This window comes from Micromonospora peucetia, from assembly GCF_900091625.1.
Classification (GTDB): Bacteria; Actinomycetota; Actinomycetes; order Mycobacteriales; family Micromonosporaceae; genus Micromonospora; species Micromonospora peucetia.
Genome location: NZ_FMIC01000002.1, coordinates 240,863 through 263,339, shown reverse-complemented (window position 1 = coordinate 263,339; position 22,477 = coordinate 240,863). Strand labels below are relative to the sequence as shown.

The 22,477-nt window shown below is 73.2% G+C and carries 24 protein-coding genes; 11 read left to right on the top strand and 13 right to left on the bottom strand.

Features of this window, described 5'->3' with window-relative positions; all coding sequences use genetic code 11:
• Nucleotides 1-152: 152 nt before the first annotated feature.
• Nucleotides 153-701, top strand: coding sequence for a hypothetical protein (locus GA0070608_RS01735; protein ID WP_091620397.1), 549 nt, complete (start codon nt 153-155; stop codon nt 699-701).
• Between the two features lie 198 nt (nt 702-899).
• Here the strand turns inward: GA0070608_RS01735 and GA0070608_RS01730 are convergent, their stop codons facing one another.
• Entirely contained in the window at nt 900-1,586 is a 687-nt protein-coding gene (locus GA0070608_RS01730) for an iron-dependent transcriptional repressor DtxR (protein WP_091620392.1), read from the bottom strand.
• A gap of 97 nt (nt 1,587-1,683) precedes the next feature.
• On the opposite strand from GA0070608_RS01730, the gene GA0070608_RS01725 reads away from it, so the two are divergent.
• The 3 genes from GA0070608_RS01725 to GA0070608_RS01715 all read left to right on the top strand — a co-directional run bounded on the left by GA0070608_RS01725 (nt 1,684) and on the right by GA0070608_RS01715 (nt 6,416).
• A complete protein-coding gene (locus GA0070608_RS01725) occupies nt 1,684-2,538 on the top strand; it encodes a sulfurtransferase (RefSeq protein ID WP_091620389.1) in 855 nt (284 codons plus the stop codon).
• A gap of 116 nt (nt 2,539-2,654) precedes the next feature.
• The gene (locus GA0070608_RS01720; protein ID WP_091620386.1) at nt 2,655-3,836 is read left to right on the top strand and encodes an acetoin utilization protein AcuC; all 1,182 of its coding nucleotides are present in this window, start codon (nt 2,655-2,657) and stop codon (nt 3,834-3,836) included.
• Between the two features lie 24 nt (nt 3,837-3,860).
• Nucleotides 3,861-6,416 (top strand): bifunctional acetate--CoA ligase family protein/GNAT family N-acetyltransferase, encoded by a 2,556-nt coding sequence (locus GA0070608_RS01715; protein ID WP_091620382.1) that lies wholly within the window; start codon nt 3,861-3,863, stop codon nt 6,414-6,416.
• A 125-nt stretch (nt 6,417-6,541) separates the two neighbouring features.
• Here GA0070608_RS01715 and GA0070608_RS01710 read toward each other — a convergent pair whose 3' ends face one another.
• The 4 genes from GA0070608_RS01710 to sigB all read right to left on the bottom strand — a co-directional run bounded on the left by GA0070608_RS01710 (nt 6,542) and on the right by sigB (nt 8,999).
• On the bottom strand, nt 6,542-6,949 hold the full coding sequence (locus GA0070608_RS01710) for a VOC family protein (protein WP_091620378.1): 408 nt from the start codon (nt 6,947-6,949) through the stop codon (nt 6,542-6,544).
• Nucleotides 6,946-7,452, bottom strand: a complete 507-nt coding sequence (locus GA0070608_RS01705) for an SRPBCC family protein (protein ID WP_091620375.1) — start codon at nt 7,450-7,452, stop codon at nt 6,946-6,948. The genes GA0070608_RS01710 and GA0070608_RS01705 overlap by 4 nt, the downstream gene beginning before the upstream one ends.
• Nucleotides 7,449-7,871, bottom strand: coding sequence for an ArsR/SmtB family transcription factor (locus GA0070608_RS01700; protein ID WP_411970802.1), 423 nt, complete (start codon nt 7,869-7,871; stop codon nt 7,449-7,451). The genes GA0070608_RS01705 and GA0070608_RS01700 overlap by 4 nt, the downstream gene beginning before the upstream one ends.
• 111 nt (nt 7,872-7,982) lie before the next feature.
• The gene (gene sigB / locus GA0070608_RS01695; protein WP_411970759.1) at nt 7,983-8,999 is read right to left on the bottom strand and encodes an RNA polymerase sigma factor SigB; all 1,017 of its coding nucleotides are present in this window, start codon (nt 8,997-8,999) and stop codon (nt 7,983-7,985) included.
• Nucleotides 9,000-9,260: 261 nt separating this feature from the next.
• Between sigB and GA0070608_RS01690 the strand changes: the two genes are divergently transcribed.
• Nucleotides 9,261-10,049: a sporulation protein gene (locus tag GA0070608_RS01690; RefSeq protein ID WP_091620367.1), complete on the top strand. Its 789-nt coding sequence runs from the start codon at nt 9,261-9,263 to the stop codon at nt 10,047-10,049.
• A 113-nt stretch (nt 10,050-10,162) separates the two neighbouring features.
• Here GA0070608_RS01690 and dtd read toward each other — a convergent pair whose 3' ends face one another.
• A complete protein-coding gene (gene dtd, locus GA0070608_RS01685; RefSeq protein ID WP_091620364.1) occupies nt 10,163-10,585 on the bottom strand; it encodes a D-aminoacyl-tRNA deacylase in 423 nt (140 codons plus the stop codon).
• Nucleotides 10,585-12,072, bottom strand: coding sequence for a DUF7782 domain-containing protein (locus tag GA0070608_RS01680; protein ID WP_245715663.1), 1,488 nt, complete (start codon nt 12,070-12,072; stop codon nt 10,585-10,587). Before GA0070608_RS01680 ends, dtd begins: the two co-directional genes overlap by 1 nt.
• 145 nt (nt 12,073-12,217) lie before the next feature.
• Between GA0070608_RS01680 and GA0070608_RS01675 the strand changes: the two genes are divergently transcribed.
• Complete coding sequence (locus tag GA0070608_RS01675) at nt 12,218-12,799, top strand: HhH-GPD-type base excision DNA repair protein (protein ID WP_176733607.1); 582 nt, start codon at nt 12,218-12,220, stop codon at nt 12,797-12,799.
• 153 nt (nt 12,800-12,952) lie between these two features.
• On the opposite strand, the gene GA0070608_RS01670 is transcribed toward GA0070608_RS01675, so the two are convergent.
• Nucleotides 12,953-13,264 carry a hypothetical protein gene (locus GA0070608_RS01670; RefSeq protein ID WP_091634101.1) on the bottom strand — a complete coding sequence of 104 codons (312 nt, stop codon included), beginning with the start codon at nt 13,262-13,264 and terminating at the stop codon, nt 12,953-12,955.
• Between the two features lie 13 nt (nt 13,265-13,277).
• Entirely contained in the window at nt 13,278-13,565 is a 288-nt protein-coding gene (locus GA0070608_RS01665) for a hypothetical protein (RefSeq protein WP_245715662.1), read from the bottom strand.
• 106 nt (nt 13,566-13,671) lie between these two features.
• Here GA0070608_RS01665 and GA0070608_RS01660 point away from each other — a divergent pair, with 106 nt between their 5' ends.
• Nucleotides 13,672-14,028, top strand: coding sequence for a DUF3099 domain-containing protein (locus GA0070608_RS01660; RefSeq protein WP_091634098.1), 357 nt, complete (start codon nt 13,672-13,674; stop codon nt 14,026-14,028).
• A 221-nt stretch (nt 14,029-14,249) separates the two neighbouring features.
• Here GA0070608_RS01660 and GA0070608_RS01655 read toward each other — a convergent pair whose 3' ends face one another.
• Together GA0070608_RS01655 and GA0070608_RS01650 are read right to left on the bottom strand one after the other, a co-directional pair.
• A complete protein-coding gene (locus tag GA0070608_RS01655) occupies nt 14,250-15,146 on the bottom strand; it encodes a carbohydrate kinase family protein (protein ID WP_091620356.1) in 897 nt (298 codons plus the stop codon).
• A complete protein-coding gene (locus tag GA0070608_RS01650) occupies nt 15,143-16,072 on the bottom strand; it encodes a pseudouridine-5'-phosphate glycosidase (protein ID WP_091620353.1) in 930 nt (309 codons plus the stop codon). Before GA0070608_RS01650 ends, GA0070608_RS01655 begins: the two co-directional genes overlap by 4 nt.
• Nucleotides 16,073-16,159: 87 nt before the next feature.
• Here GA0070608_RS01650 and GA0070608_RS01645 point away from each other — a divergent pair, with 87 nt between their 5' ends.
• The 3 genes from GA0070608_RS01645 (at nt 16,160) to GA0070608_RS01635 (ending at nt 18,969) form a co-directional block, all read left to right on the top strand.
• Complete coding sequence (locus tag GA0070608_RS01645; protein ID WP_091620348.1) at nt 16,160-16,378, top strand: DUF3039 domain-containing protein; 219 nt, start codon at nt 16,160-16,162, stop codon at nt 16,376-16,378.
• A 38-nt stretch (nt 16,379-16,416) separates the two neighbouring features.
• A complete protein-coding gene (locus GA0070608_RS01640) occupies nt 16,417-17,070 on the top strand; it encodes a trimeric intracellular cation channel family protein (RefSeq protein ID WP_091620345.1) in 654 nt (217 codons plus the stop codon).
• A gap of 168 nt (nt 17,071-17,238) precedes the next feature.
• Nucleotides 17,239-18,969 carry a DEAD/DEAH box helicase gene (locus GA0070608_RS01635; protein WP_091620340.1) on the top strand — a complete coding sequence of 577 codons (1,731 nt, stop codon included), beginning with the start codon at nt 17,239-17,241 and terminating at the stop codon, nt 18,967-18,969.
• 267 nt (nt 18,970-19,236) lie between these two features.
• On the opposite strand, the gene GA0070608_RS01630 is transcribed toward GA0070608_RS01635, so the two are convergent.
• Together GA0070608_RS01630 and GA0070608_RS01625 are read right to left on the bottom strand one after the other, a co-directional pair.
• On the bottom strand, nt 19,237-19,470 hold the full coding sequence (locus GA0070608_RS01630; protein ID WP_074474066.1) for a DUF7455 domain-containing protein: 234 nt from the start codon (nt 19,468-19,470) through the stop codon (nt 19,237-19,239).
• A gap of 246 nt (nt 19,471-19,716) precedes the next feature.
• Nucleotides 19,717-21,327, bottom strand: coding sequence for an RNA polymerase sigma factor (locus tag GA0070608_RS01625; protein ID WP_091620337.1), 1,611 nt, complete (start codon nt 21,325-21,327; stop codon nt 19,717-19,719).
• Between the two features lie 289 nt (nt 21,328-21,616).
• Here GA0070608_RS01625 and GA0070608_RS01620 point away from each other — a divergent pair, with 289 nt between their 5' ends.
• Nucleotides 21,617-22,432 (top strand): inositol monophosphatase family protein, encoded by an 816-nt coding sequence (locus tag GA0070608_RS01620; protein ID WP_091620334.1) that lies wholly within the window; start codon nt 21,617-21,619, stop codon nt 22,430-22,432.
• The last annotated feature ends 45 nt before the right edge of the window (nt 22,433-22,477 follow it).

The window sequence follows — 22,477 nt, the reverse complement described above, 5'->3', positions numbered from 1 at the left end:
CCGTGCCCGTTCGTGGACACCAGTGGGTTCGCACAGATGGTGCGTGACCCGGTAGCCGCTGCGGGCAATGGTCTCTCGGTCTTCACAAGTAGCTCTGCCGGGCCGTACGGTGTCCGGCGGGCACATCGGGGTGAGACAGCGGGGGAGTCATCGTGCGCGGGCGGATCGTGGGCGCCGGGGTGGCCGCACTGCTGGCTGCGGGCTGCGGCGCGGAGGCCGAACCGGTGGCCGTGCCACCGCCGGCGCCGGTCATGGTCGACGTGGCGGCGGCCTCGTCCGGCGGGGCGTGCCGGCTGCTGGACTTCGGCGTGATCGAGCAGCACGCGGGCTTCCGCTTCGACGTCGCGGCAGCCAGCAGGACGGGCGACAGCCACACCTGCGTGGTACGCGCCGGGCGGGCCGCCCTGCCGGAGCTGACGCTGTCCGTCACCGAGACCTCGATCGACGCGGCGACCTTCACCGCCGACGTGGTGCCGGAGAAGGCGGCCAAGGTCTCCGGGCTCGGTCAGCAGGCGTACCGGCGGACCACCTCGGCCAAGGGTGCCCTCGGCCCGGTCGCGGAGGTGGGCTGGCTGGCGACCGAGGGCCGCCTGGCCACCCTGCGCTACGCCACTCCCCGCGCCACCGACAACACCGACGCCGAGAACCTCACGACAGCCCTCATCGCCCTGGCAAAGCAACTCGACACCCGCACCGGGTGACCCTGCGGACACCCGCTCCCAGCGCCGCACCAGCCGCGAACGTGGTGCACGTGGCGGCGGGTCGCCTCGGTGCCGCGGATCTTGCACTTTCGGCCCTCGATCTGACCTTCATGCCGGATATGCCCGGGCACAAAGTGCAAGATCGCCGAGCCGAGCGGGCAGCGGCGAGCCGCGCGCAGGGGCGAGGGGTGGGGTGGGTTAGTGGGCGGCTACGAAGACGCGGGAGGCGATCTCGCGGGGCAGTCTGATCCGCTCGCCGGAGCGGTCGATGGAGACGCCGTCGCGTTCCTGCGCCACGGTCACCGTGGCGCCCGGGTCTACGCCGGCGGCGTGCAGCTGCCGGAGCACGTCCGCGTCGGTCTGCACGCTCTCGCAGATCCGCCGGACCACGACCGACCCGGACAGGCCGGGGAACGCCAGGTTGCGCTCACCCTCGACTGCGGCGGCGGTCGGCTGCTCCGGCCTTCCCAGCTCCTCCAGCCCCGGGATCGGGTTGCCGTAGGGCGACCGGGTCGGCCGGTTGAGCAGGTCGTAGACCCGCTTCTCGACGGCGTCGCTCATCACGTGCTCCCACCGGCAGGCCTCCTCGTGGGCCTCCTCGTAGGGCATTCCGATCACGTTGACCAGCAGCAGCTCGGCGAGCCGGTGCTTGCGCATCACGGACACCGCGTTGCTGCGGCCGTGCGCGGTGAGCGCCAGGTGGCGGTCACCCTCGACGGTCAACAGGCCGTCCCGCTCCATCCGGGCGACGGTCTGGCTGACGGTTGGCCCGCTCTGCCCCAGCCGCTCGGCGATGCGGGCACGCAGGGGCGGCACCCCCTCCTCCTCCAGCTCGAGGATGGTCTTGAGGTACATCTCGGTCGTGTCGACCAGATCATGCTTCACGTCAGCGGACCTCCGGCCAACGATGCTACCTCGGCGTTCACCGAACGACCCACGGCGAACCGCCAGGTCGGTGCCGGGATGGTGTTGACTGGACGCCATGTCCGCAACCGAGGATCTGTTGGTGGAGGCCGACCGGCTCGCGGTCGAACTCGGCCACGTCGATCCGCCCACGCTGCTCGACGTCCGCTGGCGGCTCGTCGGCCCGCCCGGTCGGGACGACTACGCCGCCGGTCACCTGCCCGGCGCGGTCTTCGTCGACCTGGACACCGCGCTCTGCGGGCCGCCCGGCCCCGCCGGCCGCCACCCGCTGCCCGACCCCGTCGCGCTCCAGGCCGCGCTGCGGGCCGCCGGCGTCCGCGCCGGTCATCCCGTGGTGGTGTACGACGGCGGCGACGGCATGGCCGCCGCCCGCGCCTGGTGGACCCTGCGTTGGGCGGGCCACCGGCCGGTACGGCTACTGCACGGCGGCTTCCCGGCGTGGCTGGCCGCCGGGCTGCCCACCGGCACGGCGGTGCCGACCCCGGCACCGGGCGACGTCGAGGTGCGCCCCGGCGCGCTGCCGGTGCTCGACACGGGGGAGGCGGCCCGGCTGGCCACGGCCGGCGAGAGCGTCCTGCTCGACGTGCGCGCCGCACCCCGCTACCGGGGCGAGACCGAGCCGATCGACCCGGTCGCCGGTCACGTCCCCGGTGCGGTGAACCTGCCCGCCCCCGGGTACGTCGCCGAGGGCCGGTTCCCGGCTGTCGACGTCCTGCGCGAACGGTTCGCCGCCGCCGGGGTGGGCGACGACCGGCCGGTCGGGGCGTACTGCGGGTCCGGGGTGACCGCCGCGCAGGCCGTGTTCGCGCTGCACCTGGCCGGCCGGCCGGACGCGGCGCTCTACGTCGGATCGTGGAGCAACTGGGTCGCCGACCCGGCCCGCCCGGTGGCCACCGGGGCGAATCCAGGCTGAGCAGCCCGTGCACCGGGGCGACACCGCCAGGCTGAGCGGAACGTGTCCCGGGCGACACCGGCCGGCTGAGCAGCGCGTGCGTGGGTGCGTCCGGGCACTCGTGCGACGATGACACCATGTCCGAGGACACGGTGGTGGTGTGGGACGAGTCCCTGCTCGCCTACGACATGGGGGATCATCCCCTCGACCCGGTACGGGTGGAGTTGACCGTCGCGCTCGCCCGCGAGTTGGGCGTCCTGGCGCGTCCCGGGGTGCGGCTGGTCAAGCCGGAACCGGCCGACGACGCGCTGCTGAGCCGGGTGCACGACCCGCGCTACCTCGCCGCGGTGCGGGTGGCCCCCCGCGACCCGCTCTTCGCCGGGTTCGGGCTGGGTACCTCGGACAATCCGGTCTTCGAGGGGATGCACGAGTCCAGTGCGCTGGTCGCCGGGGCCACGGTGGCGGCGGCCGAGGCGGTCTGGCGGGGCGAGGCCCGGCGGGCGGTCAACGTGGCCGGTGGTCTGCACCACGCCATGCCGGCCCGGGCCGCCGGGTTCTGCGTCTACAACGACCCGGCGGTGGCCATCGCCCGCCTGCTGGACCTGGGCGCCGAGCGGGTCGCGTACGTGGACGTGGACGTGCACCACGGCGACGGTGTGCAGCAGGTCTTCTGGAACGACCCGCGGGTGCTGACGGTCAGCGTGCACGAGACACCGCTGGCGCTCTTCCCGGGCACCGGCTTCCCCGACGAGACCGGCGGCCCGCAGGCACAGGGCAGCGCCGTCAACGTCCCGCTGCCGCCGGGCGTGGACGACGCCGGCTGGCAGCGCGCCTTCCACGCGGTGGTGCCGTCGGTGCTGCGCGCGTTCCGGCCGCAGGTGCTGGTCACCCAGTGCGGCGCCGACTCGCACCGGCTCGACCCGCTGGCCGACCTGAACCTCTCGGTCGACGGGCAGCGCGCCACCTACCTGGCCCTGCGGGCGCTCGCCGACGAGCTCTGCGAGGGCCGCTGGGTGGCCACCGGCGGCGGCGGGTACGCGCTGGTCGAGGTGGTGCCCCGGGCCTGGACGCACCTGCTCGCGGTGGCCACGGGGGAGCCGCTCGACCCGGCGACGCTGACCCCGCCCGCCTGGCGGGAGTTGGCCGCCGCCCGCCGGCCGGGCCGGCAGATCCCGCTGCGGATGACCGACGACATCGACCCGTCGTACGAGCCGTGGCAGCCGACGGGCGAGCCGAACGCGGTGGACCGGGCGATCGCGGCGGCCCGCAAGACCGCGTTCCCGTTGTTCGGCCTCGATCCGCACGACCCACGCGACTGAGCCGACCGGGGAGGGCCGGGACAGGTGACGACGGTGGAACAACCGGTGGACGTGCTGCTCAGCGACGGCACCACCGTGCAACTGCGACCGATCTGCCCGGCTGACGGGCCGGGCATCGTGGCGATGCACTCGCGGTTCTCCGAGCGCACCCGCTACCTGCGGTACTTCTCGCCGTACCCGCGCATTCCCGATCGTGACCTGCAACGCTTCGTCAACGTCGACCACCGCGACCGGGAGGCGTTCGTGGTGCTGGTCGGCGACCGGATCGTCGCAGTCGGCCGCTACGAGCGGCTCGGCCCGCAGGCGCCCGAGGCCGAGGTGGCGTTCGTCGTCGAGGACGCCTACCAGGGGCGGGGCATCGGCTCGGTGCTGTTGGAGCATCTCGCCGACACGGCCGGCCGCAACGACATCGCCAACTTCGTGGCGGAGGTGCTGCCGGCCAACGGCGCGATGCTGCGGGTCTTCTCCGACTTCGGCTACCAGGTGCAGCGGCAGTTCGCCGACGGCGTGGTGCACCTGACCTTCCCGATCGCCCCCACCGACGCCACGCTGGAGGTGCAGCGCGGCCGGGAGCACCGCACCGAGGCCCGCTCCATCGCCCGGCTGCTCGCCCCACGCGGCGTCGCCGTCTACGGGGCCAGCGCCACCGGGCAGGGCGTCGGCGCGGCGGTGCTCGGGCACCTGCGCGACGGCGGCTACCCCGGGACGGTGATCCCGGTGCACCCGAGCGCGGCGACGGTCGCCGGGCTGCCGGCGTACTCCTCGGCGTCCGATGCCGGCGTGCCGGTCGACCTGGCCGTGGTGGCGGTGCCGCCGGAGACGGCCCGGGAGGTGGTGGCCGACGCGGCCGCCGCCGGCGCGCACGGCCTGGTGGTCATCTCGGCGGGCTTCGCCGAGGCCGGCGGTGAGGGCGCCGCCATGCAGCGCGCGCTGGTCCGCGCGGCGCACGCGGCGGGCATGCGCGTGGTCGGCCCGAACTGCCTTGGGGTGGCCAACACCGATCCGGCGGTACGCCTCAACGCCACCCTCGCCCCACGGCTGCCGGTGCCGGGCCGGGTGGGCATCTTCAGTCAGTCCGGCGCGTTCGGGGTGGCGCTGCTGGCCGAGGCGGACCGGCGTGGGCTGGGCCTGTCCAGCTTCGTCTCGGCTGGCAACCGGGCCGACGTCTCCGGCAACGACCTGCTCCAGTACTGGCAGGACGACCCCGGCACCGACGTGATCATGTTGTACCTGGAGACCTTCGGCAACCCGCGCAAGTTCGCCAGGCTGGCCCGCCGGATCGGCCGGGACAAGCCCGTCGTGGCGCTGGCCTCGCCGGCCCGCCCGCCGGGGGTGGGCGATGCCGCCGGGCCGGACGAGGTGGCGGTGGGCGCGCTGTTCGCCCACTCCGGCGTGATCCGGGTGGACACCGTCGCCGAGCTGCTCGACGTCGGGGTGCTGCTGGCCCACCAGCCGCTGCCGGCCGGGTCGCGGGTCGGCGTGGTCGGCAACTCCTCGGCGCTGACCGGGCTGGCGGCCACCGCCTGTGCCGCCCAGGGGCTCACCGTCGCCCGCGGCTACCCACGTGACGTGGGCCCACGTGCCGGCGCGGCCGAGTTCGCCGCCGCGCTCGCCGAGACGGGCGCCGACGACGAGGTGGACGCGCTGGTGGTGGTGTTCGCCCCGCCGCTGCCCGGCCAGCTCACCGACACCGAGGCGGACTTCACCACCGCGCTGCCCAGCGCGTTCGCCGCCGGCAAGCCGGCCGTGGCGACGTTACTGGTCGGGCGGGCGCCCGCCGGGGTGCCCGCGTACCCGAGCGTGGAGGAGGCCGTCCGCGCCCTCGCCCGGGTCGCCGTGTACGCCGACTGGCTGCGCCGGCCCGCCGGGTTGCCGCCGGAGCTGCCCCGGGTCGACCGGGAGGCGGCGCACGCCGCCCTGCGCCCCGAGGCCCTCGATCCGGTGGGGCTGCTGGCCGCGTACGGCATCGACGTGGTCGAGTCGGTGCCGGCGCGTTCCGCCGTGGAGGCCGTCGACGCGGCGGCCCGGCTGGGTTTCCCGGTGGCCCTCAAGGCTGCCGCCCCCGGTCTGCGGCACCGGCTCGACCTCGGCGCGGTCCGGCTCGACCTGCCCGATGCCGCCACGGTCCACCGCACGTACGCGGAGATGGCGGCGGTCTTCGGCGCGGCCGTCCTGGTGCAGCCGATGGTCCCGCCCGGGGTGGCCTGCGTGGTCGAGCTGGTGGAGGACCCGGCGTTCGGCCCGGTGGTCGGTTTCGGGCTCGGTGGTGTCGCCACCGAGCTGCTCGGCGACCAGGCCTGGCGGGCGGTGCCGCTGACCGACCTGGACGCCGCCGAGCTGGTCGACGAGCCCCGGGCGGCGCCGCTGCTGCGCGGGCACCGGGGCGCGGCGCCGGTGGACCGGGCGGCCCTGGCAGACCTGCTGCTGCGGGTGGGCCGGCTCGCCGACGAGCAGCCCCGGGTCCGCGCGCTGACCCTCAATCCGGTACTCGCCCGTCCGGACGGCATCTCGGTGCTGCACGCCACCGTCCGCATCGGCTCCGCCGTCCCCCGCCCCGACACCGGCCCCCGCCGTCTGTAAGCCCGACACCGGCCCCCGCCACCGTCTGTCAGGCAAGGGCACCTTCCTGACGCCTGCGGTAGCGGAAGGGGCCCTTGCCTGACAGCCTGTGGGCGGCGGCGGAACATCATGTGGGCGGTGGGCGGTCAGGCCCGGTCGGAGATCTGCTGCACGGACCAGGCGTTGCCGTCGGGGTCGGCGAAGTGGACGAAGCCGACGTTGTCCAGCGGGTCCGGCACCGGGCGGGGATTCTCGCCGATCACCTGGATCTCGCTGACCTCGACGCCTCGCTCGACCAGCTCGGCCCGCGCCCGGCGCAGGTCGGGCACGACCAGCTGGAGCCCCTTGAGCGAGCCCGGCGGCATGTGGGGTATCGCGCCCTTGCCGATCACGATCGAGCAGCCGGAGCCGGGCGGCGTCAGCTGCACGATCCGCGCGTCGTCGCTGATCACCATGTCGAAGTCGACGACGAAGCCGAGCTGGCCGGCGTAGAACGACTTTGCCCGGTCCACGTCGGAGACCGGCACGATCACCACTTCCAGGGTCCAGTTCATGGTCTCTCTCCTCCTGTCGTCGATGGTGTGCCCAGCAGGTCGGCGAGGCGGGTGAAGCTCTCCCCGACGCCTCGGGCCATCGGGTAACGCAGCACGGTGTCGCGGCCCTGGGCGGTGGCGTAGCGCAGCGTGCTGGTCACCGTGGTCCGCCCCACGATCTCGGCGAACTCGTGGGTGATCAGGGTCTCGCCCGGATAGGACTGGTCGTCGAAGAGCTCGGTGCAGACCAGCAGCCGGGGTGCGTCGATCTGCCGGTACACCCCGCTCTGGCCCATCCGCTCCCCGCCCGGACCCTCCGAGACGTACCGCCACCGTCCGTCGACCCGCAGGTCGACCTCGCACTCGACCAGCCGCCAGCCGTGTGCGCCGTACCAGCGCACGAGCAGCTCCGGGCGGGTGAAGGCGGCGAAGACCAGGGGTGCGGGCGCGTCGAACAGCCGGCTCAGCACGATCTCGCGGTCGCCCGGTGCGTGGACCACCAGCGGGTTGTCGTTGCTGGTCACCGTCCGGCATCCGAAGTCTCGTCCCGCCCGGCATCCCGGGCGGTGCCGTCGGGGCCGACGCCCTCCCGGTCGGCGGCCTGGAGTTCGTCGAGAAGGGCGTCGAGACGCTGGTAGCTCTCCGCCCAGTAGTCCCGATAACCGGCCAGCCAGGCGGTGGCCGCCCGCAAGGGGTCGGCTTCCAGGCGGCAGGGCCGGCGCTGGCCGGAGCGGCCCCGGCTGACCAGGCCGGCGCGTTCCAGCACCTTCAGGTGCTTGGAGATGGCCGGTTGGCTCATCGCGAAGGGCGCCGCCAGTTCGGTCACCGTGGCCTCGCCGGCCGCCAGCCGGGCGAGGATGGCCCGCCGCGTCGGGTCGGCCAGCGCCGCGAAGGTCGCACCCAGCAGATCGCCGTCCGCCATTCGATAACCTCCCGGTTTAATAACCGCTTGGTTTATATCCAGCCAAGGCTGCCGGGGCAAGCACCGCCCGGCGTGTCGGAACGAACGCGAGGCCCCGGCGAACCGCCGGGGCCTCGCGTGGTCCAGAAAACCTCAGCAGGCGTACGCCTCCAGGCGCTGGGCCCGCTCCGGGGCACGCAGCTTCAGCAGGGTCACCTTCTCGATCTGCCTGATCCGCTCCCGGGACAGGCCGAACTCCCGGCCGACCTCGTCGAGGGTGCGCTGCCGGCCGTCGTCGAGGCCGAAGCGGAGCCGGATCACGGCCTGCTCCCGCTGCGAGAGGGTGGACAACACGATGCTCACCTCGTTGCGCAGCTCGCCCTGCGCGGCGGCGTCGCCCGGCTCGGCGCTCGGGTCGACGGAAGCGACGAAGTCGCCGAGCGCGCTCTCGCCGTCCTCACCGACCGCCTGGTCGAGGCTCACCGGCTCCCGGTCGTACGAGATCAGCTCGATGACCTGGAACTCCGGGATGTCCATGGCCCGGGCGACCTCGGCGACGGTGGGCTCGCGACCCAGCGAGACGGAAAGCTCGCGGCGAGCCCGGACCATGCGGTTGACCTGCTCGACCATGTGTACCGGGATGCGGATGGTGCGGGCCTGGTCGGCCATCGCCCTGGTGATGGCCTGCCGGATCCACCAGGTGGCGTACGTGGAGAACTTGTAGCCCTTGGCGTAGTCGAACTTCTCGACCGCGCGGATCAGGCCGAGATTGCCTTCCTGGATCAGGTCGAGGAAGGCCATGCCGCGACCGGTGTAGCGCTTGGCGATGCTGACCACCAGGCGCAGATTCGCCTCCAGCAGGTGGTTCTTCGCCGCCCGGCCCTGTACGACGATCAGCTTCAGGTCGGCCCGCAGTTCGGCGGAGACCGGGGTGCAGGTCGCCAGCTTCTCGTCGGCGAACAACCCGGCCTCGATCCGCTTGGCCAAGTCGACCTCCTGGGCGGCGGTCAGCAGCTTCGTCCGCCCGATTCCGTTCAGGTATGCCCGGACCAGGTCCGTCGAGACGCCGCGCTCGTCGGTGGCGTCGAGGTCGGTCAGGGTGTCGGTGGCGCTCGCGGCCTCGGTGGTGCCGGCCGAGCGCGTCCGGTGCTCCATCATCTGCAGGGCCATCTCAGTTTCTCCCCGTGTCCACGTCTGTGCCGTTGGATCCGGCCCAGTGGTGCCGGTGTGACACACAGCTTGGCGGGCGGGGCGTGAAACGGGAGTGAGGCGATCGGGGACCCGACACGAATTCGGTCGACTACCTGCTCAGCGTGGGCGGCTCGTCGCCGAGCGCTTCTTGCCGGAGGTGGTTACGGTGCCAGCGGTCGGCCAGCATGGCCGGCTCCCGCCGGCGATGTCGGCGCGCCGGAACAGGTTGTGGAGGGTGTTGTGGTCTTCAAGCGGCTCATGCAGGCGATGGGTGTGGGTGGCCCGTCGGTGGAAACCGTGCTGGCGAATCCGAACTGCCGCCCCGGCGGCCAACTGGAGGGCGTCATCCACGTGGCCGGCGGCGACCACCCCGTCGACGTGTCGTACGTCGCCCTGGGGCTGGTCACCCGGGTCGAGGTGGAGAGCGGCGACAACGACTACGAGACCACGCAGGAGTTCCACCGGCAGGCCGCGACGGGCGCGTTCCGGCTCGACCCCGGGCAGCGTCACGACATCCCGTTCCGTTTCGCCGTGCCGTGGGAGACGCCGCTCACCGAGCTGTACGGGCAGCACCTGCCCGGGATGACGATGGGGCTGCGTACGGAGCTGGAGGTGGCCCGCGCGGTCGACAAGGGCGACCTGGACGCGGTGGCGGTGCACCCGCTGCCGTCCCAGCAGAAGATCCTGGAGGCGTTGCTGCGGCTGGGCTTCCGGTTCGCCCGGGCCGACGTGGAGCGGGGCCACATCTACGGCGTACGGCAGAGCCTGCCCTTCTACCAGGAGATGGAGTTCTACCCGGCGCCGCAGTACGCCCGGGCGATCAACCAGTTGGAGGTCACGTTCGTCACCGACGCCCAGCAGATCCAGGTGGTGCTGGAGCTCGACAAGCGCGGCGGCCTGTTCACCGAGGGCCGGGACGCCTTCGGCCGCTTCTCCGTCGACCACGCCACCGCCGAGCGCACCGACTTCACCGCCCAGCTCGACGGCTGGATCCGCCAGTCGCTCCAGCGCCGCGGCCTCTTCGGCTGACTCCCCTTCTCCCAGCCTCTCCGCCGTCGGGCACGAGGTCGACGGCGACGCGTGCTCTCCAGCGCCGCCGTCGACCCGTGATCGACAGAAAGAGGACGGGGAGGGACGGCGCGTCAGAGGTCGAGCAGCACCGTGCGGGGGCCGACGTTGACGCTCTCGACCAGCATGTGGGCGCGGAAGCGGCCGGTCTCCACCTTCGCGCCCCGGGCGCGCAGCGCCTCCACCACCGCCGTCACCAGGGGTTCCGCGATCTCCGCCGGAGCGGCTGCCGTCCAGCTCGGACGGCGGCCCTTGCGGGCGTCGCCGTAGAGGGTGAACTGGCTGACCACCAGGATCGGCGCGCCGGTGTCCGCAGCGGACCGCTCCTCGTCGAGGATCCGCAGCTCGTGCACCTTGCGGGCCATCGTGCGGGCGGTCTCGACGGTGTCGCTGTGGGTCACCCCGAGCAGCACCAGCAGCCCGTCGTCGATCGCGCCGACCACCTCGCCGTCGACTGTCACGCCGGCCCGGCCGACGGTCTGCACCACGGCCCGCATCAGTCGGCGACCGGCTCGATGAAGCCGCGCTCGATGAGGTGCGCGACGATCGGTCCGGCCGCCTCGGCCAGCTCCCCGGGTGCGACGTCGTGCGCGGCGGCGAGCAGGGCGAGCTGGTCTCGCAACGCCAGCCGCCCGTCGGCCCCGCCGACCAGGGCCAGGACGAGCGGGTCGATCTCCTCGGTCCAGCGCAGGCCGTTCGGCATGGCCAGCACCTGCCGATCCACCACCCAGCCCTCGTCGCCCCCCATGGTGGCCTCCTGCCGCAGCTGGAGGCCGTCGGCGGCCCGGTAGTGGGCGGCGAGCAGCCCGTCGGTGTCGCGGGCGCGGAGCCAGTCCTGACGGTCGAACCACGCGTCGACCCGGTCGCCGAGCGGCGTCTCCACCCGCTGGCGCAGCTCCTCCACCCGGACGGCCGGGTCGTCGTGGCCGGAGCGGCGCAGCGAGACGATGCCGAAGCCGACCGCCTCCACCTTGTACGCGTCGAACCAGTCCAGCCAGTCCGCCATCCGCCGCGGGTCGGCCGTCTCGCCGACGTCGGTGAGCCACAGGTTGACGTACGCCATCGGGTCGGCCACCTCACGCTGGATGACCCAGGCGTCCAGCCCGGTGCCGGCGAACCAGCCGGCCACCCGCTCGGCCCAGTCCTCCCCGGCGACGTGCACCCAGTTGGCCAGGTACTGCATGGTGCCGCCCTCGGTGAGCAGGCCGGGCGCGGCGGCGGCGAGTTCCGCGCCGATCGCGTCGCCGACCCGCCCCGAGTCGCGGTAGACGTGCGTGGTGGTACCCGGGCCGACCACGAACGGCGGGTTGCTCACCACCAGGTCGAACCGCCGCCCGGCGACGGGGGCGACCAGGTCGCCACGGAGCAGTTCCCAGTCCTGGCCGTTGAGCGCGGCGGTGGTGGCGGCGAAGCGCAGCGCCCGCGCCGAGACATCGGTGGCGATGACCCGCCGCGCGTGGGTGGCCAGGTGCAGGGCCTGCACGCCGGAGCCGGTGCCCAGGTCCAGCGCGGCCTCGACAGGCCGGCGGACGGTCGCGCCGATCAGCGTCTGCGTCGCACCGCCGATGCCGAGGACGTGCTCGGCGTGCAGCGGGCGGCCCGGACGGGCGCTGCCGGGCACGTCGGCGAGCACCCACCAGTCGTCCCCGTACGGCTCCAGGTCCACGCCCATCCGCAGCCCGTCGCCGTTCCGCTCGACCAGGCCCCCGGCGAGCGCCTCGTCCAGCGCCAGCGGCGCCAGCGCGGCGGCCACGGCGGCCTCCGGTTCGGTCTGCTCGCAGACGAACACCCGGATCAGGGTGCCGAGCGGGTCGCGGTCCTCGGTGGCGCGCAGCGCGGCCCGGAAGTCGTTGCGGGCCACCCCACCGGTGGCCTGCGGGCCGAGCCGGTTGGCGATGCCGTTCGAGGTGAACCCGGCCCGGGTCAGCGCGGTCCGCAGCGCCTCGACCCCGGCGGGGGAGAGCAACATGTCGTGTCCGTCCACATCGCCATCCTGCCTGGTGCCCGACGCCCGCATGCGGCGACCCGGGCGATCCCCGGGCGCGGTCGTCGCCCGCCCGGACCGATGTGCGGTACGTGACGCGCGTGTCCGGGCACCGGTGGGGCCGGGTGGTGACAGCATTGTCGCCATGACGCTCGCACTGCCCATCGATCCCGAGGCCAACCGGCTGCTGGAGCGCAGCCCGCTGGCCCTGCTGCTGGGGATGGTGCTCGACCAGCAGGTGCCGATGGAGAAGGCGTTCTCCTCGCCGTACGTGCTGGCGCAGCGCCTCGGGCGCGACCTGGACGCCCGGGAGTTGGCAGACCACGACCCGGAGACACTTCTCGCCCTCTTCGCCCAGCCGCCGGCGTTGCACCGGTTCCCGAAGGCGATGGCGGCCCGGGTACAGGAGGTGTGCCGGGTCCTCGTCGACCGGTACGACGGCGAGGCCACCCGGCTCTGGTCCGACGCCGCCGACGGCCGGGAGTTGCTGCGCCGCATCGGTGACCTGCCCGGCTTCGGCAAGCAGAAGTCGCAGATCTTCCTCGCGCTGCTCGGCAAGCGGTTCGGGGTCACGCCGGAGGGCTGGCGGGAGGCGGCCGGCGGGTACGGCGACCCGGACGCCCACCGGTCGGTGGCCGACGTCACCGACGCGGACTCGCTGCGCCAGGTGCGCGAGTACAAGCAGCAGATGAAGGCGGCGGCGAAGGCGAAGACTGCCGGAGCCTGACGTGACCGCACCGTCGTGCGGTCGTCGTAGCCACGCAGGCGACCGGTGACAGACGGACGCGGCGGGCGCTTGTTGCGGCCGGAGATCGCACCTCACTGCTCGGGCGCAGGTGATGCCGGGAGGGACCTCTACCGGCCCGTGAGCGGGCGCGGGTCAGGCGGCGGTCGGCCGGGAGAGCGCGGCCAGTGCGCGCCGTACGTCGGCGAGGGAGACCGTGGCCGAGTCGTCCAGGTCGGCCAGGCCGGCCTCGATCCACTGCCGCATGAGCGTGGTGACCCCGATGCCGCGCGCGTCGGCGGCGGCGCGGACCTGCTCGTACGTCTCCAGCGGCAGGCGCACCGAGCGGCTGACCATGGGGGTGTCGGTGTCGGGGGTGGGCAGCTCCACCGGTTGGCTCCCGTCGATCAGCTCCGCGAGCCGGTCGCCGCCGCTGTGGAACTGCTTGGTCGCGTCGTTTCGGTTCATCGTCACCGCCTCCTCATCGGCGAGGTCTCCGCACGGCGTCGTCGTAGCGCTTCGCCTCGACGTCGCTCAGCTCACGGGCGGAGAGAATGTCCCAGTCGTTGTCGGTGCCGTCGGCCTCGGCGAGCAGCACGGCCAGTCGGCGCCCCCGGCGGGCGGCGGCGTAGACGACCATCACGTCGTCGCCGAGGTGCCGGATTACCCGGCGGGTGCTGTGCAGCGCCTCCCAGACTTCCCCGGGCGTGACGTCGTAGACCCTCAGGTTGGCCAACGCCTCGTCGGTGAAGCTGAACCTGCTGCCCACGGCGCGAGCGTACCACGCAGGTAACACGAGGCCGGGTGGAGCGAATTTCGCTGATCACGCGCGGCAGGTGACAGGATGAGGCGTAACCCCCTTGAGGAGGTCCGTGGTGAAGCGTCAGGCGTACCAGCCGATTCTGATCACCGACGCCTCGCGCAGTCAGGACGACCAGCTCACCAGTCGCCAGAAGCGCTATGTGCTGATGATGGGCATCCGGGTGGCCTGCGTGATCGTCGGTGCCGTCCTGGTCGGCGTGCAGGCCCCGCTGCTCTGGCTCTGGCTGCCGATGGTGGCCCTGGGCACGGTGATCATCCCGTGGCTGGCGGTCCTGCTGGCAAACGACCGGCCGCCCAAGGAGCAGCACCGGCTGGCCAACCGTTTCCGGCCGCGCCACCGGGACGAGACCCCGCCGATGAGCCTCACGGCCGAGGAACGCCCCCACAAAATCATCGACGCCGAACCCTGATCCCGCCCGTCTCCCCACTCCACCCCACCCCACCCGTCGCCTACGCTCCCGCTCCGCGTCCCGCGCGCTCCGCGTCCCGCACTCCTCGCTCCCGCGTCCCGCGATCTTGCAGTTTTCGCCCGGACGAAAGCCGTCAAAGGGACAAGAGTGGGGCATCAACTGCAAGATCGCCGGGGAACGGGAACGGGAACGGGGGCGGGGGTGGGGGTGAGAGTGGGGGATCAGGGGGTGGGGCGGGCGCCTATCTGGGAGACCGCGAGGGCGCCTAGGTCGCCGGCCCGGCGCAGCGCCACCGTCGGCTCCGCGCCGTCGAGCCAGGCGGCCAGCAGCGCGGCCGCGAACGCGTCTCCGGCCCCGGTGACGTCGACCACCGCCACCCGGCGGGCCGGCGCCACGGTGGCCGAGGTGTCCCGGTCCACCCAGACCGCCCCGGCCGCGCCCTGCTTGACGACGCTTCGCCGGGCGGAGGCCGACAACGCCCGCCCCTGCGCCGCCGGGTCCAGCCCGCCGGCCAGCACGGTCGCCTCGTCGGCGTTGACCAGGAGCAGGTCGACGCCGCGTACCCAGGACAGGAAGGCCGCCGCGCCGACCCGCCGCAGCGGGGCCGCAGAGGCTGCGTCGACGCTGGTGGTGAGCCCGCGCTCGCGGGCGGCGGCCAGCGCCCGCAGCCCCGCCGGTCGGGACTCGGCATCCAGCAGGGTGTACCCGGACAGGTGCAGGTGCCGCGCGTCCGGCGTCGCGGCCAGCGCCGCGTCGACGTCCTGCGGGGCCAGCAGCAGGTTGGCCCCCCGTTCGGTGATCATCGTCCGCTCCCCGGCCGTGGCCAGCACGATGACCGTGCCGGTGGGGCGGTCGGGGTACACGGTCGTCGCGCAGCCGACCCCGGCGCGCTCCAGCTCGGCCACCCGGTCCCGCCCGGCGGCGTCGTCGCCGACGGCGCCGACCAGCGTGACCGGTACGCCCTGGGCGGCGAGCCAGGCGGCGGTGTTGGCGGCCTGCCCGCCGCCGCTGAACCGGATCGCCGCCGGGGTGTCCGACCCGGTGGCCATCGGCCCGGCCAGCACCGCCACCACGTCGGTGATCAGGTCACCGACGACGAGGACGCGGCCTGCGCTCATGCCCCGGCGCGGCGGGCGGCCGCGGCGACGGCGATCCGGGCGGCGAGGTCGGCGTTGCGCAGGATGATCCGGACGTTCACCGCCAGGCTCGCCCCATCGGTCGCCGAGTGGAAGTGTGCGAGCAGGTAGGGCGTCACGGCCTTGCCGGTCACCCCGTCGCGCTCCAGCAGCGCCAGCCCGTCGGCGAGGGTCCGGTCGTGCAGCTCCGGGGCGAGCTGCTCATCGGTCGGCAGCGGGTTGGCCACGATCAGGCCGCCGTGGTGCACGCGGTGCTGATCCCGGGCCGCCAGCACGTCCGCTACCTGCTCCGGGGAGTCCAGCGACCAGTCCAGGTCGAAGCCGCCGTCGGTGATGAAGAAGCCGGGGAAACGTCGGGTCCGGAAGCCGACCACGCCGACACCGAGGGTCTCCAGCCGCTCCAGGGTGGCGCCCACGTCGAGGATCGACTTGACGCCGGCGCAGACCACCGCGATCGGCGTCCGGGCCAGGGTGACAATGTCGGCCGACTCGTCGAAGGTCTGCGCGGCCTCCCGGTGCACCCCGCCGAGGCCGCCGGTGGCGAACACCCCGATCCCGGCGGCGGCGGCGACCGCGCTGGTCGCGGCCACGGTCGTGGCGCCGTCCGCGCCGGTCGCGGCAGCGAGGGCGAGATCGCGTACGGAGAGTTTGGCGACCCCGTCGACGGTGGCGAGCCGGGTCAGCTCCGCGTCGTCCAGGCCCACCACGAGCCGGCCGCCGACCATGCCGATGGTCGCCGGGACGGCGCCCGCGTCGCGGACGGCCTGCTCGATCTGTCGGGCCACCCGGAGGTTGTCCGGCCGGGGCAGGCCGTGCGAGACGATGGTGCTCTCCAGGGCGACGACAGGAAGCTTGTCGCGCAGGGCGTCGGCAACCTCGCTGCCGTAGCGGATGTGAAAGTCAGTCACGTCACCACCGTACGGCCCTCGGCCGGGGGACCTGCAGTGGACCGGACCGGGGGCGACCTGCCAGACTTGAGGGTCGGAGGTGCAGATGTGAGTACAGAGGTTCTCGAGCGTCCGGAGCTGAAGGACGCTGACACCGGTCCCGAGATGTTCCACTACGTGCGCAAAGAGAAGATCGCGGAGAGTGCCGTCATGGGCACCTTCGTCATCGCGCTGTGTGGGGAGACCTTTCCGGTCACCAAGGCCGCCAAGCCCGGCTCGCCGGTCTGCCCGAAGTGCAAGGAGATCTACGACTCCTGGCGCGAGTGAACCGGGGCGGCCCTCCCGGCCGCACGTAACCTTCGCCGGTGACCACCACCTCCACCGCGTTGCTCTTCGCCGACCTCACCGGGGTGGCGGTCTTCGCCGCGTCCGGGGCCTCCGCGGCGGTGGCCAAACGGCTCGACCTCTTCGGTGTCGTCTTCGTAGGTTTCGTGGCGGCGCTGGGCGGCGGAATCTTCCGGGACCTGGCGATCGACGAGGCGCCGCCCCTGGCCTTCGGCGACTGGCGGTACGCCGCAACGGCCGCCGTCACCGCCGCCGCAGTCTTCTGGCTGCATCCACAGTTCGCCCGGCTGCGCACCACCGTGCTGGTGCTGGACGCGGCCGGGCTGGGGCTTTTCACCGTCACCGGCACGGTAAAGGCCCTCGACGCCCAGGTGCCGGCGGTGGGTGCCTGCGTGATCGGCATGCTCACCGCGATCGGCGGTGGCCTCGGGCGGGACCTGCTCACCGCCGAGATCCCGGTGGTGCTGCGGCGGGAGATCTACGCCGTCGCCGCGCTGGTCGGCTCGATCCTCGTGGCGCTGCTGGACACCCTCGGGCACGCCAACGCCGGCTGGCTGACCGCGGCGGCCGCGGTGGTCTTCCTGCTCCGCCTGGTGGCGCTGCGGCGGCGCTGGTCGGCGCCGGTGGCCACCCTGCGTCCTCCGCGCACCGGAACCCGCGGCACCCACCCCTGACCCGGGTGGCGGATGTGACCAGCGTGGCGTCGGCTGGGTCGGACGGCCCGCGCTGGTTATGCTGAGTCGGCCTTCGCGGGACCATCTGCGCGGAGGCGTTTTCATGGGCGGCGGTACCCGTGGCCCTCGCCCGGGGTCCGCCGTCAGGCGGTCGGAGAGGAGCTTCCCGTGGCGGCCCGGTTGCCGGCGATCGAGACGTTTCCGGCACTGCGCGCGTGGCAGCGCAAGGCACTCGTGGAGTACCTGCGACGGCGGGACCCCGATTTCACGGCGGTCGCCACCCCGGGCGCCGGAAAGACCACCTTCGCCCTGCGGATCGCCGCCGAGCTGCTCGCCGACGGCACCGTCGAGGCGGTCACCGTGGTGGCCCCGACCGAGCACCTGAAGAGCCAGTGGTCGCAGGCGGCGGCCCGGGTCGGCATCCAGCTCGACGCCGCGTTCCGCAACGCCGACCTGCACTCCTCCGCCGACTTCCACGGCGCCGTCGTGACGTACGCGCAGGTGGGGATGGCGCCGCACGTGCACAAGCGGCGCACCCTCACCCGGCGCACCCTGGTCGTGCTCGACGAGATCCACCACGCGGGGGACAGCCGCTCCTGGGGCGACGGGGTGAAGGCGTCCTTCGAGGGCGCCGAGCGCCGGTTGATGCTCACCGGGACCCCGTTCCGCTCCGACGACAACCCGATTCCGTTCGTCGACTACGAGCGGGGCGGCGACGGACTGCTGCGATCCCGCGCCGACTCGGTCTACGGCTACGCCGACGCGCTGCGCGACAGCGTCGTGCGGCCGGTGCTCTTCCTGGCGTACTCGGGGGAGACCCGGTGGCGCACCAACGCGGGGGAGGAACTGGCGGCGCGACTCGGCGAGCCGATGACCCAGGACCTGGTCGCGCAGGCGTGGCGTACCGCGCTGGATCCGGCGGGCGACTGGATGCCGCAGGTGCTGCGCGCCGCCGACGCCCGGCTGACCGTGCTGCGCAAGGCGGGGATGCCCGACGCCGGCGGGCTGATCATCGCCAGCGACCAGCAGACCGCCCGCTCGTACGCGAAGCTCATCGAGCAGGTGACCGGCGAGCGGGCGACGGTGGTGCTCTCCGACGATGTGGGCGCCTCGGCGCGGATCGCGACGTTCGCGGCGTCCGAACACCGCTGGATGGTGGCGGTCCGGATGGTCTCCGAGGGCGTCGACATCCCCCGGCTGGCGGTCGGGGTGTACGCGACCAGCGCCAGCACCCCGCTCTACTTCGCGCAGGCGATCGGCCGGTTCGTCCGGGCCCGCCGCCCCGGCGAGACCGCCTCGGTCTTCCTGCCCAGTGTGCCGCACCTGCTCGGGCTGGCCAGCGAGATGGAGGCCGAGCGGGACCACGTGCTGGGCAAGCCCAAGGACCGCGAGGGCTTCGACGACGACCTGCTGGAGCGCGCCCAGCGCGACGACCAGGCCAGTGGCGAGCTGGAGAAGCGGTTCGCCGCACTCTCGGCGACGGCCGAGCTGGACCAGGTGATCTTCGACGGCGCCTCGTTCGGCACCGCCGCCCAGGCCGGCACCCCCGAGGAGGAGGAGTACCTGGGCCTGCCCGGGCTGCTCACCGCCGACCAGGTGGCTCTGCTGCTGACCAAGCGGCAGCAGGAGCAGCTCGCGGCCCAGCGTCGTCGGGCCGCCAGGCCGGCTGAGACGGCCGCTGAGCCGTCCACGGCGCCGCCGGTGCCGATGAGTGCCGCCCAGCGCCGGGTCGCCCTACGCCGCCAGCTGAACGCCCTCGTGGCCGCCCGGCACCACCGTACGGGGCAGCCGCATGGAAAGATCCACGCGGAGCTGCGCCGCCTCTGCGGTGGCCCGCCGAGCGCCCAGGCCACCATCGAGCAGCTCGAGGAACGTATCGCCACCGTCCAGACCCTCTGACGGCTGGACCGGTTCCGACGCCCGTCGTGGCCGGCCACGATCACGGTTGGCCCTCCCGGCACGTCCGGTGCGGGTGTGGCCGACCGCGGCCCGACAGCGCGATCCGTTCCGGATCGGAGGTGCGGCCGCCCGTGGCGGGGACCGCGCGATCCGTGCCCGCTCGGGGTGGCCGGGGCGCGTCGTCGTGAGGGGCGGGTGAAGTACGCAAAAGCCGGCCGGAGGCCCCTGAGGGGGCCTCCGGCCGGCTATGTCGTGGGTCTGCGGATCTCAGTTCGCCATCAGATCGGCGCCACGCCAGCTGAACTCCGGGTCCGTTGCGAACCGTACGGTGATCTTCACGAGATCTTCCGCGTACTTGTTCGCGTGGTGCCCACAGAACACCAGTTCGCTCCCACCCGCCAGAGTGATCCGGAGCTTGCCGGCAGCATTGCAGCGGTCGCACCGTTCATCGGCGGCTGGGGGAGCCACCGTCTCGGGCGGCGGCGTGAGGGTCGGGGTCATCGCCTTCCTCCTCTGGTCGTCACCGATGAACAACTCTCTTCGGTCTTTGCTCACCTATCGTGCAACACCCTGTCCCGGCGCTGCCTTCCCTGTGTGCCCGCGGGGGACCGAGGTCACACATGGCATGGGACAGTGTGCCGTGCACCAAGGGTGCCACGTCAACGATCACAATCGTGCAACCAAACGATCACCTTCCGACGTTGCACGCCAGGTGGTCAAAACGACACGTTCGGTTGACGGTCGCGATCAGTCCAGGTAATCCCGGAGCACCTGCGAACGCGACGGGTGGCGCAGCTTGGACATCGTCTTGGACTCGATCTGCCGGATACGCTCCCGGGTCACCCCGTAGACCTGGCCGATCTCGTCCAGCGTGCGCGGCTGGCCGTCGGTCAGGCCGAACCGCAGGCGTACCACACCCGCCTCACGCTCGGACAACGTCTGCAGCACCTGCTGGAGCTGGTCCTGTAGCAGCGAGAACGAGACCGCGTCGACCGCGACGACCGCCTCGGAGTCCTCGATGAAGTCACCGAGCTGGCTGTCGCCCTCGTCGCCGATGGTCTGGTCCAGCGAGATGGGCTCCCGGGCGTACTGCTGGATCTCCAGCACCTTTTCCGGTGTGATGTCCATCTCCTTGGCGAGCTCCTCCGGGGTGGGCTCGCGGCCCAGGTCCTGGAGCAGTTCGCGCTGGATGCGGCCGAGCTTGTTGATGACCTCGACCATGTGCACCGGGATGCGGATGGTGCGGGCCTGGTCGGCCATCGCCCTGGTGATGGCCTGCCGGATCCACCAGGTGGCGTACGTGGAGAACTTGTAGCCCTTGGTGTAGTCGAACTTCTCGACCGCGCGGATCAGGCCGAGGTTGCCTTCCTGGATCAGGTCGAGGAAGGCCATGCCGCGGCCGGTGTAGCGCTTGGCCAGCGAGACGACCAGCCGGAGGTTGGCCTCCAGCAGGTGGTTCTTGGCGCGCTCGCCGTCCCGCGAGATCCAGCCCAGGTCCCGCTGCATGTCGCGGGTGAGCTTCTCCTCGCCCTCCTCGGCCGCGCGCAGCCGCTCCGCGGCGTAGAGCCCGGCCTCGATCCGCTTGGCCAGCTCCACCTCCTGCTCGGCGTTGAGCAGCGGGACCTTGCCGATCTGCTTCAGGTAGGCCCGTACCGAGTCGGCGGAGGCGGTCAGCTCCGCGTCGCGACGCGCCTGCTTGAGCGCCTCGGACTCCTCGTCGTCCCACTCGAAGTCGTTGTCGCTGGCCGAGTTGGCGGCGTCGGTCTCGGCGGCCCGGGTCAGCTCCGCAGGCTCCTCGACGACCACGTCCTCGATCTCGGCGGCGAGTGCCTCCGGGTCGATGTCGCCCTCGGCGCCCTCGCCCTTGGCCTTGCCGGCGGCCTTGCCCGGCTTGGCGCCGGCCGCCGCGACAGTCGCCTTGGTGGCCCGGGTCGCCTTGGTCGCCTTCGTGGGCGCGGCGGCCCTGGCGGCGATCTCGGCGGTGCTGCCGGCAGCCTTGCGGGGGGCGGCCTTGCGCGGGGCGGGCGCCGTGGCGTCGTCCGCGGCGGGCGCCTGCTTCGGGGCCGGCGCGACGGCCTTCTTGGTGGTCTTGGCGGTGGTGGCCCGGGACGCCGGGGTGGCCGATCGTGCGGCGGCGACGCGGCGGCGGGTGCTCGCCGAGCCGTCCACCACTACGGTCACTCCCGCCTCGGAGAGCGCCCGCAGGATCTTCTTGGCCTGGGCCGGCGTCACCTCGGCGGACTCGACGGTGCGCGCGAGCTGAGCCGACGTGAGCTGGCCACCGGCGCTCTGCGCGTGGGCGATCAGAGTGTCGGTGAGCGAGCGAACGTCGGCGCCGGTCTGGCGGGGTTCTGTCACGAATGACCTTCCGGAGGCGAAGAGCGAGCACGGCCGGGTAGTCCGACGCAGAGCGGGGCACCTTGCCGGGCGATGTGGTTGAGGCACCCCCGTGTCCCGGTCCGGCCGGTCGTTGGCGGTCCGTCGCAGCGTGGGCAGGGGTGAATTGTAACGCCGTCTGCGGCGATCATCTGTCGCCGCACGGCGGACCGGCGGCGGTGACCGCCGATTCGACGCAGATGTGGACTTTGGTAAGGATGGTACCGCGCGTGACCCGGAACACCCCGGCCGTGCGGGAAGGGGACGAACGATGGATCGCTCAGCACCGTCGGAACTGCTGGAGATCGCGGTCGAGGTGGCCCGGGAAGCGGCCGCGACCGCGTACCGGATGCGGGTCGAGGGCGTCTCGGTGGCCGCCACCAAGAGCACCGTCACCGACGTGGTGACCGCCGCCGACCGGGCGGTCGAGCGGCAGGTGATCGACGCTCTGCGCCGGCTGCGTCCGGGCGACGCCGTCCTCGGCGAGGAGTACGGCGCGGGGGAGACCGGCCCGGTCGCGCCCGGCGGTGTCCGTTGGATCGTGGACCCGATCGACGGCACAGTCAACTACCTCTACGGGATTCCGCACTGCGCCGTGTCGCTGGCCGCCGAGGTCAACGGCGAGGTGGTCGCCGGGGTGGTGCGCAACATCAGCACCGGCGAGGAGTGGACGGCCACCGCCGGCGGGGGCGCCTGGCGCGACGGCGAGCGGCTGCGCTGCTCCACGGAGACCGACCTGGGTCAGGCGCTGGTCGCCACGGGATTCGGCTACGACCCGGGTCGCCGGGCGCACCAGGCCCGGGTCGTAGCCGAACTGATTTCGCACATCCGGGACATCCGCCGGTTCGGCGCCGCCGCGCTGGACCTCTGCCTGGCGGCGGAGGGGCGGGTGGACGCCTACTACGAGAAGGGGCTCGCCGCCTGGGACCAGGCTGCCGGTGCCCTGGTGGCCACCGAGGCCGGACTGCTGGTCGCCGGACTGGGCGGGCTGCCGGCCGGGCCGGACCTGGTGATCGCCGCACCGGCGGCGCTGTTCGAGCCGCTGCACGACCGCCTCGCCGACCTGGACGCCTCGGGCGGCCCCTGACCGGCCGGTACCGCGTCCCGTGGTCGGCCCACCACGTCCCCCCGA

Coding starts and splice junctions, on each gene's coding strand:
- GA0070608_RS01725 (WP_091620389.1), top strand. CDS start 1,684: ATGTCCGCAACCGAGGATCTGTTGGTGGAGGCCGACCGGCTCGCGGTC.
- GA0070608_RS01720 (WP_091620386.1), top strand. CDS start 2,655: ATGTCCGAGGACACGGTGGTGGTGTGGGACGAGTCCCTGCTCGCCTAC.
- GA0070608_RS01710 (WP_091620378.1), bottom strand. CDS start 6,949: ATGAACTGGACCCTGGAAGTGGTGATCGTGCCGGTCTCCGACGTGGAC.
- sigB (WP_411970759.1), bottom strand. CDS start 8,999: ATGGCCCTGCAGATGATGGAGCACCGGACGCGCTCGGCCGGCACCACC.
- dtd (WP_091620364.1), bottom strand. CDS start 10,585: ATGCGGGCCGTGGTGCAGACCGTCGGCCGGGCCGGCGTGACAGTCGAC.
- GA0070608_RS01675 (WP_176733607.1), top strand. CDS start 12,218: ATGACGCTCGCACTGCCCATCGATCCCGAGGCCAACCGGCTGCTGGAG.
- GA0070608_RS01670 (WP_091634101.1), bottom strand. CDS start 13,264: ATGAACCGAAACGACGCGACCAAGCAGTTCCACAGCGGCGGCGACCGG.
- GA0070608_RS01655 (WP_091620356.1), bottom strand. CDS start 15,146: ATGAGCGCAGGCCGCGTCCTCGTCGTCGGTGACCTGATCACCGACGTG.
- GA0070608_RS01630 (WP_074474066.1), bottom strand. CDS start 19,470: ATGACCCCGACCCTCACGCCGCCGCCCGAGACGGTGGCTCCCCCAGCC.
- GA0070608_RS01620 (WP_091620334.1), top strand. CDS start 21,617: ATGGATCGCTCAGCACCGTCGGAACTGCTGGAGATCGCGGTCGAGGTG.